Here is a 12338-nt window from a genome sequence, read left to right as displayed (position 1 = left end):
CAATGAAAATCAAAGGGCAAACTAGGAAGCTAGCCGCAGACTGCTCAAAGCACTGCTTTGAGGTTGTAGATAAGACTGACGAAGTCAGCTCAAAACACTGTTTTGAGGTTGTGGATAGAACTGACGAAGTCAGTAACCATACCTACGGCAAGGCGACGCTGACGTGGTTTGAAGAGATTTTCGAAGAGTATTAACTATTATGCTTTACAAACTAGTGTGAAAGTGGTATATTATAGATGAAGTTACTAGTAGGTATTACAAAATAGATAGAAGGGGGAAGGGATGAAGGAAACTCAACTATTAAAAGGTGTTCTTGAAGGTTGTGTCTTGGATATGATTGGTCAAAAAGAGCGGTATGGTTATGAGTTGGTTCAGACTTTGCGAGAGGCTGGGTTTGACACTATCGTTCCAGGAACTATTTATCCTTTGTTGCAAAAGTTAGAAAAAAATCAATGGATAAGAGGCGACATGCGCCCGTCGGCAGATGGTCCAGATCGGAAGTATTTTTCATTAACTAAAGAAGGAGAAGAGCGTGTCTCGGTCTTTTGGCAACAATGGGACGATTTGAGTCAAAAAGTAGAAGGAATTAAGAATGGAGGATAAACCATGAAGAAAATGAAGTATTACGAAGAAACAAGCGCTTTGTTACATCAGTTTTCTGAGGAGAATCAGCAGTATTTTGAGGAACTGTGGGATAGTTTTAATCTTGCTGGATTTCTCTATGATGAGGACTATCTCAGAGAGCAAATCTATTTGATGATGTTAGATTTCTCAGAAGCAGAACGAGATGGCATGAGTGCAGAGGATTATCTAGGTAAGAATCCTAAAAAAATAATGAAAGAGATACTCAAGGAAGCACCACGCAGTTCTATCAAGGAGTCACTGTTGACGCCAATTCTTGTCCTAGCGATATTACGTTATTATCAACTACTAAGTGATTTTTCTAAAGGTCCTCTCTTAACAGTCAATTTGCTCACATTTTTAGGGCAACTTCTTCTTTTTCTGATTGGATTTGGACTTGTGGCCACAATCTTACGTTGGGGGCTAGTCCAAGATTCTCCTAAGATGAAAATTGGCACCTATATTGTCGTTGGGATTCTTGTTCTGCTAGTTGTTCTGGGATATGTAGGAATAGGAAGTTTTGTACAAGAAGGAGCATTTTATCTTCCTGCTCCCTGGGATAGTTTGTCTGTCTTTATGATTTCCCTAGTCATCAGTATTTGGAATTGGAAAGAACCGATTTTTCGTCCCTTTGTCAGTATGATTATTGCCCATCTTGTGGTGGGTTCTCTACTCCGTTATTATGAGTGGATGGGAATTTCAAATGTTTTTCTTACAAAGATTATTCCTTTAGCTGTTCTTTTTATTGGCATTTTTCTATTATTCCGTGGGTTTAAGAAGATAAAATGGAGTGAAATATAGTCAAAAAGCCGTTGCAAAGCGGTTTTTTTGTTATAATGAAGGGAAGAATGTTAGAAATTTAAGGAGAAAAATTTGATGAGATACATAACTCTTGGTCAAGATGACAAAGAATTATCAGAAATTGTTCTCGGAATGATGAGAATAGAAGATAAGTCTGTAAAAGAAGTTGAAGAGCTTGTAGAAACAGCACTCTCTGTTGGAATCAATGCTTTTGACTTGGCTGATATTTATGGTCGTGGTCGTTGTGAAGAACTGTTAGGCCTTGTCCTAAAAAATCGTCCAGATTTAAGAGAAGAAATGTGGATTCAGTCAAAATGTGGCATTCGCATTGAAGAATTTACCTATTTTGATTTTTCTAAGGACTATATTATAAAATCAGTTGACGGAATTTTGCAAAGATTGAAGATTGATCATCTAGATAGCTTACTTCTTCATCGACCAGATGCTTTGATGGAATCTGACCAAGTAGCAGAAGCCTTTGATCTCCTTTATAAACAAGGTAAGGTTCGAAATTTTGGAGTTTCTAATCAAAATCCCATGATGATGGAGTTGCTTAAAAAAGATGTCAAGCAGCCGTTAGCTGTTAATCAGCTACAATTGAGTGCGGCTTTTACTCCAGGATTCGAATCAGGTTTTCATGTTAATATGGAAGATAGTCAAGCAGCTATGCGAGATGGCAGCATTTTTGAATATTGCAAATTACACGATGTGGTCATTCAAGCATGGTCTGTCTTACAATTCGGGTATTTTAGAGGGAATTTTGTTGGCAATGAGAAATTTCAAGCTTTAAATCAAGTACTTGATCGCTTAACTATTAAATATGGAGTAACCCCTTCAACTATTGCCATTTCTTGGATATTACGTTATCCAGCCAAAATGCAGGCAGTCGTAGGTACAACAAATCCTAAGCACTTGAGAGAAGTTAGCCAAGCGGGAAACTTTAGCTTAACAAGAAAAGAATGGTATGAAATTTATCTTGCTGCAGGGAATAATTTGCCTTAGGAAAAAATGCATTTAAAGAAATCACAGTCAAAAAAACGTTGGAAAACATTTTTTTGTTATCTGACCATTTGTCTGTCTTGATTCGTTATGTACGGTTCATCAACGGATGATTATGATTTAACTATTCTGATTTATATACTGGTAGGGAAGTAGTATTCCATAATCGACGGCACGATAGTAGATATTATAAAATGGATTAGAGTGATTTTTAGATTTTGATTGAGTATAAAACATCATAGAGAATAAAAAAATGAGGTTGGGATTTTTTGTCCCGACCTATTTTTACATGTAATAAACAATGGCGATGTATTGGAGTGCGGACGCAGCTAGTATAAAGAGATGCCAAATCATGTGGAAATAAGGTTTTTTCTTGGCGTAAAATCCAGCCCCAACTGTATAACAGAGTCCGCCAATTACCATGAGACTCCAGAAAATTGGTGTCGTTTGACTAATAATGGCAGGAATGATAGCTAGAACCAACCAGCCCATAATCAAGTAAAGAGCAAGGCTAAATTTCTCATTGACCTTTTTAGCAAAGATTTTATAGAGAATACCAAAGATGGTCGTTCCCCACTGAATGGCAATAATCAGATAGCCAAACCAGTTATTCATTAAAGTCAATACGACTGGCGTATAAGAGCCAGCAATGGCAACATAAATCATAGAATGATCGATGATTCGCAAAACGTATTTATGGGTAGAACCATAGGCCATAGAGTGGTAAATGGTGGATGATAGAAACATGAGAAAGAGACTAATAACGAAAATGGAAACGCCGATAGATGATAAAAATCCGTGTGCCTCATAACTATAGGTGGATGAAATGGGGAGTAAGATGAGCATGATGACTGCACCTACGGCATGGGTCACGCTATTAGCAATCTCCTCTCCAAAACTGAGTTGTTTGCTGAGTTTAAGACTATTGTTCATCGGATTACCTCCTCTTCAGTATGGTGGATTAAGGCTAGAGTTTGATGATAGAGTTTAACGGTTTGGCAGCTGGTTTGGATAATGGGGTTAGCTGGATCAATTCCTTGGTTCATGTAATCCACAAAAGCGTCGTAGAGTTGGTCTGAACTTGCTTGAGTTTGGAGAGTATTAAGTGTCTGGGCTATTTCTTGAATAGAAAATACAGACTTGAGGCTTGTGATAGCAATCAAACGGGCAATTTGTTGGCGTTGGTATTTTTTCTTGTCAGGCTTTGTCAGGTAACCATGTTTGACATAATTATTGACCATAGATGCTGTTAGGCCCTTGTCTTTATCAGGAGAAATAGGGGCGTAGACCTGATTGACATAGAGCAAAACCTGGTCCAGATAGAGGTCAATGTTTGGAATTTCTGCCCATTTTGGGTAGGAAAAGGTACTTTTCATTTCAAACTCCTTTTTATCTAGTTTTGATAAACAGATTATAAAATAACAAAAACAAAAAGTCAAGTTTTAACTGCTTGTGAAAAGGCTTAAATTATGCTATGATGGGAGAAACTAGTCAGAAATGAGGAGAAAAGATGGAGATTCGATTAGCTTTTCCAAATGAAGTAGATGCCATCATGCAGGTGATGGAGGATGCTAAAAAATGTTTAGCGGATGCTGGTAGTGACCAGTGGCAAAATGGCTATCCAAAAGCAGACATTATTATCGATGATATTATCTCAGGCCAAGCCTATGTAGCCTTGGAAGAAGGAGAACTATTAGCCTATGCTGCTGTAACCAAGAGTCCAGAGGCAGCCTATGAAGCCATTTATGAAGGCAACTGGCAAGCTGGGGAGTCAGAGTACCTAGTCTTTCACCGTATCGCTGTGGCAGCAGATGTGCAGGGACAAGGAGTTGCTCAAACCTTCTTAGAGGGCTTGATTGAAGGATTTGATTATCTAGATTTTCGCTCAGATACGCATGTTGCAAACAAGGCCATGCAGCATATCTTTGAAAAACTCGGATTTAAACAGGTTGGTAAGGTTCCAGTTGATGGCGAACGCTTGGCCTATCAAAAATTGAAGAAATAATGCAAAAGAAGTATGTAAAAATGCACTACTTTTCGCCAATAGGAACCTTGTCTTTGGTTGCCGACGAGCAATATCTGTATGGAATTTGGGTGCAGGAGCAGAAGCATTTTGAGAGAGGGCTAGGAGATGAGCCGATAGAAGCAGTTGTTAGTCATCCCATTTTAGACCCAGTTATTGCTTGCTTAGATGATTACTTTAAAGGCAAGTCTCAGGATTTATCCAACTTGCCCTTGGCTCCAATCGGAACGGATTTTGAAAAGGGAGTTTGGTCCTATTTACAGGAAATTCCTTATGGTCAGACAGTGACCTATGGACAAATAGCCCAAGACCTGCAAGTGGCTTCTGCTCAAGCAATTGGCGGAGCGGTAGGACGCAATCCTTGGTCCATCCTAGTACCCTGTCATCGTGTGCTAGGAGCAGGCAAGCGTCTGACAGGTTATGCTGCAGGAGTGGAAAAGAAAGCTTGGCTCTTGGAGCATGAAGACGCAGATTTTAAAGATATAAAATAGAAAGTGAAAGACATGTTAGAATTTATCGAATATCCAAAATGTTCAACTTGTAAAAAAGCAAAACAAGAATTAAACCAACTCGGTGTGGACTATAAAGCAGTCCACATCGTCGAAGAAACACCTAGCCAAGAAGTCATTTTAAACTGGTTAGAGACCTCAGGTTTCGAATTGAAGCAATTTTTCAACACCAGTGGAATCAAATACCGTGAATTAGGATTGAAAGATAAGGTAGGAAGTTTATCGAACCAAGAAGCGGCTGAGTTGCTAGCAAGTGACGGTATGTTGTTAAAACGGCCCATTTTAGTAGAAAATGGAACTGTTAAGCAAATCGGTTATCGAAAACCTTATGAAGAATTGGGATTGAAATAGTTTTTATCTATCTCTTTGATAGATAAAATATATAACCTCCCTGTTTCAAAGTATGATAAACTAGTAGGTAGACAAAGTCTGTATCTGACCGTAGCAAATAATTTCATTGACGGCAGAAGTATGGTAGAATGAATCATTATCAGGAGAGGATGTTTTTATGAATGTTACAACGATTTTAGCATCAGATTGGTACCAAAACTTGATGCAATTGATTCCGGATGGCAAGCTTTTTAGCCTGCGTTCGGTCTTTGATGGAATTCCGAGAATTGTCCAACAACTTCCAACAACGATTATGTTGACAATTGGTGGTGCCCTTTTTGGCTTGGTTTTGGCACTTCTTTTTGCCATTGTGAAAATCAATCGTGTCAAAATTTTATATCCCTTGCAGGCCTTCTTTGTTAGTTTCTTAAAAGGGACACCGATTTTGGTGCAACTCATGTTGACCTACTACGGAATTCCTTTGGCTTTGAAAGCCCTTAATCAGCAATGGGGGACTGGTCTCAATATCAATGCGATTCCAGCCGCTGCTTTTGCGATTGTAGCCTTTGCTTTTAATGAAGCGGCTTATGCCAGTGAAACCATTCGTGCAGCCATTCTCTCAGTCAATCCTGGTGAGATTGAGGCGGCACGCAGTCTGGGCATGACCCGAGCACAAGTTTATCGTCGCGTGATTATTCCAAATGCGGCCGTTGTGGCGACTCCAACCTTAATCAATTCCCTAATCGGCTTGACCAAGGGAACTTCCCTAGCCTTTAGTGCGGGTGTTGTGGAAGTATTTGCCCAAGCTCAGATTTTGGGTGGTGCCGATTATCGTTACTTTGAACGCTTTATCTCCGTTGCCCTTGTTTATTGGGTAGTCAATATCGGAATTGAAAGCCTCGGTCGTTTCATCGAGAGAAAAATGGCTATTTCTGCACCCGATACAGTGCAAACAGATGTGAAAGGAGACCTTCGTTAATGATTAAGATTTCGAATTTAAGCAAATCCTTTTCAGGACAGACTGTCTTGGATCATCTGAACTTGGATATTCAAAAAGGGGAAGTTGTAGCCTTGATTGGTTCTTCAGGAGCTGGAAAATCAACTTTCCTTCGCAGTCTCAATTATCTTGAAACACCTGACAGTGGCTCTATTCAGATTGATGATTTCTCAGTTGATTTTTCTAAGATTACTCAAGAAGAAATACTTGCCCTACGCCGTAAGCTGTCCATGGTTTTCCAACAGTTTAATTTGTTTGAACGCCGAACAGCACTTGATAATGTGAAAGAAGGCTTGGTTGTTGTTAAGAAATTATCCGACCAAGAAGCGACTAAGATTGCCAAGGAAGAGTTGGCTAAGGTTGGGCTTTCGGACCGTGAAAACCATTATCCTCGCCATTTATCAGGTGGACAGAAGCAACGGGTTGCCCTCGCGCGTGCTCTTGCCATGAAACCAGATGTCTTGCTCTTAGATGAACCAACTTCAGCCCTTGACCCAGAATTGGTTGGTGAAGTAGAAAAATCTATTGCAGATGCTGCTAAGTCAGGTCAAACCATGATTTTGGTCAGTCATGACATGTCCTTTGTAGCCCAAGTGGCTGATAAGATTCTCTTCTTAGATAAGGGGAAAATTATCGAGTCTGGAACACCAGATGAGATTATCCACCATCCTAAAGAAGAGCGGACAAAAGAATTCTTCGCTAGTTACAAACGGACTTATATTTGATATAATAGATAAAGAAAAACTCAGTTAGCTGGACTAGCTGAGTTTACTCTTTAAAAAAGATAGAAATGAGAGAAATCATGCTACTGCAACTATTTTCTTTATATTTCGAGAGTTTGATCTTGACCACCATCCTCGTCCTGATTTTTTTAGGGATTTGGATTGGACTGAGAGCCATGTCGGGAGTGGATAAGACAGCCAAGGCTCGCCAAGCCCATCTCTATGATATGATTATGATTGGTGTCTTGGTTGTTCCAGTATTATCCTTTGCGGTTATGAGTTTAATTCTTGTTTTCAAAGCATAATCCTTGCGTGATTGACAAGAAAGAGTTAGAATAAAGATAGTTACAACAAGAAAGAAGGAATCTATATGTACGATACTATTATTATCGGTGCTGGACCTGCAGGTATGACTGCAGCCTTGTATGCTGCTCGAAGCAATTTGAAAGTAGCCTTGATTGAAGGTGGTCTGCCAGGTGGTCAGATGAATAATACATCTGATATTGAAAATTACCCAGGATACGCTAATATTAGTGGGCCAGAATTGGCAGAGAAGATGTTTGAGCCGCTTGAAAATCTTGGTGTTGAGCACATTTATGGTTATGTTGAAAATATAGAAGACCATGGTGATTTTAAGAAAGTGATGACTGATGACCAAACATATGAAACACGTACCGTTATCGTAGCAACTGGTTCTAAACACCGTCCTTTGGGAGTGTCTGGAGAAGAAGAACTGAATAGTCGTGGTGTTTCTTACTGTGCCGTGTGTGATGGCGCTTTCTTCCGTGACCAAGATTTGTTGGTAGTCGGTGGTGGAGATTCAGCTGTTGAAGAAGCCCTCTTCTTGACTCGCTTTGCTAAGACTGTTACCATTGTTCACCGTCGTGACCAACTTCGTGCCCAAAAGGTTTTACAAGATCGCGCCTTTGCGAATGAGAAAATTAGCTTTATCTGGGATTCTGTAGTTAAGGAAATCAAGGGTGAAAACAGAGTAGAATCTGTCGTTTTTGAAAATGTGAAAACAGGTCAAGTGACAGAGCAAGCCTTCGGTGGTGTCTTTATCTATGTTGGTTTGGACCCTCTTAGCGATTTTGTTAAAGAATTGAATATTCAAGATCAGGCAGGTTGGATTGTGACAGATAACCACATGAAAACTGCAGTTGATGGTATCTTTGCAGTTGGAGATGTTCGTTTGAAAGATCTTCGCCAAGTAACAACAGCAGTTGGAGATGGAGCTATCGCTGGTCAAGAAGCTTATAAATTTATCACAGAACATAGTTAATTATAAAAACGCATAGTATCAGATTTACAAAAAATTTGACACTATGCGCTTTATTGTGGGAAAATTAATTTCATTTTCTACTGAAATTGAGTTTTGCCAGCCTCTTATATTTTTAGAAAAATCCTTTAATCTTTCCAACGAGGCCATCAAGACCTTCAGAACCAGAAATCAACTGCTGAGCTTGAGAGAAGTATTCTCCAAGTTGGTCTTGGTTTTCTGCAACAAATGTCTTTGCAGCTTCGAAATCTTTTGTTTCGATTAATTCTTTTACTTGGTTAAACAAATCTAATGGGTTCATCCTATTTCTCCTTTTCTATACTTACCTATTTAATCATCTTTATGGTAAAAAATCAACTGTTGCTACTTTTGGCTAGGACCTGTTTTTATCTACAAGTTCTCATAACTAAGATTCTAACTACCAAAACAAGGTAGACATAAAAATAAAAATGTTCGGTTTTTTCTAGTGTATCCATGAAATAAAAACGGATACATGTTATAATAGAAATAGCTCTTTAATGGAGGTGTTTGAGTGGAAAATCTGAAGAAAATGGCAGGTATCAAGGCTGCTGAGTTTGTCAAGGATGGAATGGTCGTTGGACTTGGAACAGGCTCGACTGCCTATTATTTTGTCGAAGAAATCGGTCGTCGTATCAAGGAAGAAGGACTGCAGATTACAGCTGTAACAACTTCTAGTGTGACCACTAAACAGGCAGAAGGCCTTAATATCCCACTCAAGTCTATTGACCAAGTAGACTTTGTCGATGTGACGGTTGATGGTGCAGATGAAGTGGATAGTCAGTTTAACGGAATCAAAGGCGGTGGTGGTGCCCTTCTGATGGAGAAAGTTGTAGCAACGCCCTCAAAAGAATACATTTGGGTAGTTGATGAAAGCAAGCTGGTCGAGAAACTAGGTGCTTTTAAATTGCCAGTAGAAGTGGTTCAGTATGGTGCAGAGCAGGTCTTTCGTCATTTTGAACGAGCTGGCTACAAACCAAGTTTCCGTGAAAAAGATGGCCAACGTTTTGTGACCGATATGCAGAATTTTATCATCGATCTTGCCTTGGATGTCATTGAAGATCCAATTGCTTTCGGACAAGAATTGGACCATGTCGTTGGTGTCGTAGAGCACGGTTTATTCAACCAAATGGTGGACAAGGTCATCGTTGCTGGACGAGATGGGGTTCAGACTTTAACCTCAAGAAAAGAAAAATAGAAGGGGGCATAAGATGTCTAAATTTAATCGTATTCATTTGGTGGTACTGGATTCTGTAGGAATCGGTGCTGCACCAGATGCTAATAACTTTGTCAATGCAGGGGTTCCAGATGGAGCTTCTGACACACTGGGACACATTTCCAAATCAGTTGGTTTGAATGTGCCAAACATGGCTAAAATCGGTCTTGGAAATATTCCTCGTGAAACTCCTCTTAAGACTGTACCGGCAGAAAGCAGTCCAACAGGATATGCAACAAAATTAGAGGAAGTATCTCTTGGTAAGGATACTATGACTGGACACTGGGAAATCATGGGACTCAACATTACGGAGCCTTTCGATACTTTCTGGAACGGGTTCCCAGAAGAAATCTTGACAAAAATCGAAGAATTTTCAGGACGCAAGGTCATTCGTGAAGCAAACAAACCTTACTCAGGAACAGCTGTTATCGATGATTTTGGACCACGTCAGATGGAAACTGGAGAGTTGATTATCTATACTTCAGCTGACCCAGTCTTGCAAATTGCTGCCCACGAAGACATCATTCCTCTTGATGAATTGTACCGTATCTGTGAATACGCTCGTTCGATTACCCTTGAGCGTCCTGCTCTTCTAGGTCGTATCATTGCCCGTCCTTATGTGGGTGAGCCAGGTAACTTCACTCGTACAGCTAACCGTCGTGACTTGGCCGTTTCTCCATTTGCCCCAACTGTTTTGGATAAATTGAATGAGGCTGGTATCGATACTTATGCTGTTGGTAAAATCAACGATATCTTTAACGGAGCTGGTATCAATCATGACATGGGCCACAACAAGTCAAACAGCCACGGAATTGATACATTATTGAAGACCATGGGCCTTGCTGAGTTTGAAAAAGGATTCTCATTCACAAACTTGGTTGACTTTGATGCCCTTTACGGCCACCGTCGTAATGCTCATGGCTATCGTGATTGCTTGCATGAGTTTGATGAACGCTTGCCTGAAATTATCGCAGCCATGCGAGAGAACGACCTTCTCTTGATTACTGCTGACCATGGAAATGACCCAACCTATGCAGGAACAGACCACACTCGGGAATATATCCCACTTTTGGCTTACAGTCCTGCTTTTAAAGGACATGGTGTCATTCCAGTAGGACATTTTGCAGATATTTCAGCGACTGTTGCCGATAACTTTGGTGTTGAAACAGCCATGATTGGGGAAAGTTTCTTAGATAAATTGGTATAAAATGACGCACTATGCTTTGCTGGTGAGGGGTATTAATGTTGGTGGCAAGAATAAGGTCGTCATGGCGGAGCTTCGTCAAGAACTGACAGAATTGGAACTGGAAAAGGTTGAAAGCTACATCAACAGTGGCAATATTTTCTTTACTTCGGCAGACTCAAAATCCCAATTGATTGAAAAATTAGAGACTTTCTTTGCAGTCCATTATCCATTTATTCAGAGATTTTCCCTAATGAGTCAAGAAGACTATGAAGCAGAAGTGGAGAATCTACCAGCTTGGTGGAATGAAGATTTGGCACGAAAAGACGTCCTCTTTTACACTGAGGGCTTGGACGTGGAGCAAGTCATCGCGACAGTTGAAAGTTTAGAGCTGAAAGATGAGGTGCTTCATTTTGGAAGACTTGGTATTTTCTGGGGAAAATTCTCTGAAGAAACCTACTCTAAAACTGCCTATCACAAGTACTTGCTGAAGGTGCCTTTCTATCGCAATATTACTATTCGCAATGCCAAAACCTTTGACAAAATCGGTCAAATGCTAAAAACTAATAAAGGAGACACACAATGACATTTTTAGATAAAATCAATGAAACAGCTGCCTTCCTGAAAGACAAGGGAATTCAAGCACTTGAGTTCGGTCTAATCCTTGGGTCAGGTCTTGGAGAATTGGCAGAAGAAATCGAAAATCCAGTTGTAGTAGACTATGCTGAGATTCCAAACTGGGGCCGTTCAACAGTAGTTGGTCACGCTGGGAAATTGGTATATGGTGAGCTGGCAGGTCGCAAGGTCTTGGCTCTTCAAGGTCGCTTCCATTTCTACGAAGGGAATCCTCTGGAAGTGGTGACTTTCCCAGTACGTGTCATGAAAGTTCTTGGATGTGAAGGTGTCATTGTAACCAATGCAGCTGGTGGTATTGGATATGGCCCTGGTACCTTGATGGCTATCTCAGACCATATCAATATGACGGGGCAAAACCCATTGATGGGTGAAAATTTGGATGACTTTGGTCCTCGTTTCCCAGATATGTCTAAGGCCTACACTCTAGAATACCGTGCTACTGCCCATGAAGTGGCTAAAAAACTTGGTATCAAGCTTGATGAAGGTGTCTATATCGGTGTAACCGGTCCAACTTATGAAACACCAGCAGAAATCCGTGCTTATAAGACACTGGGAGCAGATGCGGTTGGTATGTCTACGGTTCCTGAAGTGATCGTGGCAGCCCACTCAGGTTTGAAAGTTCTAGGAATTTCATGTATTACTAACTTTGCGGCTGGTTTCCAAGAAGAACTCAATCACGAAGAAGTTGTAGAAGTAACCGAACGTGTCAAAGGTGATTTCAAAGGCTTGCTTAAAGCTATTCTTGCAGAATTGTAAGAAAAAAGATTTAAAAGGGGGAATGCCTCTTTCCTTTCATGGTTGACTATTCGGAACAAAGAAGAAACATAGGTAGACTATGGGTTTCTTCCTACTCTTGTACCTGAAAGAGTCTGACAGTTAGCATTGTGAAAGACAAGATTCTAGGATACTAGCATTAGCTTCCTACCAAGCAGACTAGGATGATAAGGAAAGATAAGAATGAATTTATACTCAATGAAAATCAAAGAGCAAACTAGGAAGTTAGC

At 40.2% G+C, this 12338-nt stretch carries 17 protein-coding genes and 1 pseudogene; 15 read left to right on the top strand and 3 right to left on the bottom strand.

The window, feature by feature from the left end; genetic code table 11:
- The 4 genes and pseudogenes from HT685_RS09990 to HT685_RS09005 form a co-directional block, all read left to right on the top strand.
- Nucleotides 1-194 (top strand): annotated as a pseudogene (locus HT685_RS09990) (hypothetical protein); the annotation flags it as partial.
- Nucleotides 195-282: 88 nt separating this feature from the next.
- Nucleotides 283-603, top strand: a complete 321-nt coding sequence (locus HT685_RS09015) for a PadR family transcriptional regulator (protein WP_173226638.1) — start codon at nucleotides 283-285, stop codon at nucleotides 601-603.
- Nucleotides 604-606: 3 nt separating this feature from the next.
- Complete coding sequence (locus HT685_RS09010) at nucleotides 607-1422, top strand: hypothetical protein (RefSeq protein WP_173226636.1); 816 nt, start codon at nucleotides 607-609, stop codon at nucleotides 1420-1422.
- Nucleotides 1423-1497: 75 nt separating this feature from the next.
- Entirely contained in the window at nucleotides 1498-2424 is a 927-nt protein-coding gene (locus HT685_RS09005; RefSeq protein ID WP_173226634.1) for an aldo/keto reductase, read from the top strand.
- 282 nt (nucleotides 2425-2706) lie between these two features.
- Here HT685_RS09005 and HT685_RS09000 read toward each other — a convergent pair whose 3' ends face one another.
- Nucleotides 2707-3354 (bottom strand): hemolysin III family protein, encoded by a 648-nt coding sequence (locus tag HT685_RS09000; protein WP_173226632.1) that lies wholly within the window; start codon nucleotides 3352-3354, stop codon nucleotides 2707-2709.
- Entirely contained in the window at nucleotides 3351-3797 is a 447-nt protein-coding gene (locus HT685_RS08995) for a DUF1836 domain-containing protein (RefSeq protein ID WP_173226630.1), read from the bottom strand. The genes HT685_RS09000 and HT685_RS08995 overlap by 4 nt, the downstream gene beginning before the upstream one ends.
- A 134-nt stretch (nucleotides 3798-3931) precedes the next feature.
- On the opposite strand from HT685_RS08995, the gene HT685_RS08990 reads away from it, so the two are divergent.
- From HT685_RS08990 to trxB, 7 genes are all read left to right on the top strand, one after another.
- The gene (locus HT685_RS08990; RefSeq protein ID WP_173226628.1) at nucleotides 3932-4426 is read left to right on the top strand and encodes a GNAT family N-acetyltransferase; all 495 of its coding nucleotides are present in this window, start codon (nucleotides 3932-3934) and stop codon (nucleotides 4424-4426) included.
- Complete coding sequence (locus tag HT685_RS08985) at nucleotides 4426-4935, top strand: methylated-DNA--[protein]-cysteine S-methyltransferase (RefSeq protein WP_173226626.1); 510 nt, start codon at nucleotides 4426-4428, stop codon at nucleotides 4933-4935. Before HT685_RS08990 ends, HT685_RS08985 begins: the two co-directional genes overlap by 1 nt.
- Before the next feature lie 12 nt (nucleotides 4936-4947).
- A complete protein-coding gene (locus HT685_RS08980) occupies nucleotides 4948-5304 on the top strand; it encodes an arsenate reductase family protein (protein ID WP_000889092.1) in 357 nt (118 codons plus the stop codon).
- A 157-nt stretch (nucleotides 5305-5461) separates the two neighbouring features.
- Complete coding sequence (locus HT685_RS08975; RefSeq protein ID WP_001103449.1) at nucleotides 5462-6262, top strand: amino acid ABC transporter permease; 801 nt, start codon at nucleotides 5462-5464, stop codon at nucleotides 6260-6262.
- Nucleotides 6262-7005 (top strand): amino acid ABC transporter ATP-binding protein, encoded by a 744-nt coding sequence (locus HT685_RS08970; RefSeq protein ID WP_000590982.1) that lies wholly within the window; start codon nucleotides 6262-6264, stop codon nucleotides 7003-7005. The genes HT685_RS08975 and HT685_RS08970 overlap by 1 nt, the downstream gene beginning before the upstream one ends.
- Before the next feature lie 77 nt (nucleotides 7006-7082).
- Nucleotides 7083-7307, top strand: a complete 225-nt coding sequence (locus tag HT685_RS08965; RefSeq protein WP_000926599.1) for a DUF4059 family protein — start codon at nucleotides 7083-7085, stop codon at nucleotides 7305-7307.
- A gap of 65 nt (nucleotides 7308-7372) precedes the next feature.
- A complete protein-coding gene (trxB, locus tag HT685_RS08960) occupies nucleotides 7373-8284 on the top strand; it encodes a thioredoxin-disulfide reductase (RefSeq protein WP_173226624.1) in 912 nt (303 codons plus the stop codon).
- A gap of 112 nt (nucleotides 8285-8396) precedes the next feature.
- On the opposite strand, the gene HT685_RS08955 is transcribed toward trxB, so the two are convergent.
- On the bottom strand, nucleotides 8397-8582 hold the full coding sequence (locus HT685_RS08955; protein WP_001068557.1) for a hypothetical protein: 186 nt from the start codon (nucleotides 8580-8582) through the stop codon (nucleotides 8397-8399).
- Between the two features lie 231 nt (nucleotides 8583-8813).
- On the opposite strand from HT685_RS08955, the gene rpiA reads away from it, so the two are divergent.
- From rpiA to HT685_RS08935, 4 genes are read left to right on the top strand one after another with little or no spacing between them, the layout of a single operon-like run.
- A complete protein-coding gene (gene rpiA / locus HT685_RS08950; RefSeq protein ID WP_173226622.1) occupies nucleotides 8814-9497 on the top strand; it encodes a ribose-5-phosphate isomerase RpiA in 684 nt (227 codons plus the stop codon).
- 13 nt (nucleotides 9498-9510) lie between these two features.
- Nucleotides 9511-10722, top strand: a complete 1212-nt coding sequence (locus HT685_RS08945) for a phosphopentomutase (RefSeq protein WP_173226620.1) — start codon at nucleotides 9511-9513, stop codon at nucleotides 10720-10722.
- Between the two features lies 1 nt (nucleotide 10723).
- Nucleotides 10724-11284: a DUF1697 domain-containing protein gene (locus HT685_RS08940; RefSeq protein ID WP_173226618.1), complete on the top strand. Its 561-nt coding sequence runs from the start codon at nucleotides 10724-10726 to the stop codon at nucleotides 11282-11284.
- The gene (locus HT685_RS08935; protein ID WP_173226616.1) at nucleotides 11281-12090 is read left to right on the top strand and encodes a purine-nucleoside phosphorylase; all 810 of its coding nucleotides are present in this window, start codon (nucleotides 11281-11283) and stop codon (nucleotides 12088-12090) included. The genes HT685_RS08940 and HT685_RS08935 overlap by 4 nt, the downstream gene beginning before the upstream one ends.
- Nucleotides 12091-12338 lie beyond the last annotated feature (248 nt).

The organism is Streptococcus sp. 5004 (assembly GCF_013276755.1).
GTDB lineage: Bacteria > Bacillota > Bacilli > Lactobacillales > Streptococcaceae > Streptococcus.
The sequence above is the reverse complement of the archived record's forward strand: the minus strand, read 5'-3'. Positions and strand labels throughout refer to the sequence as shown.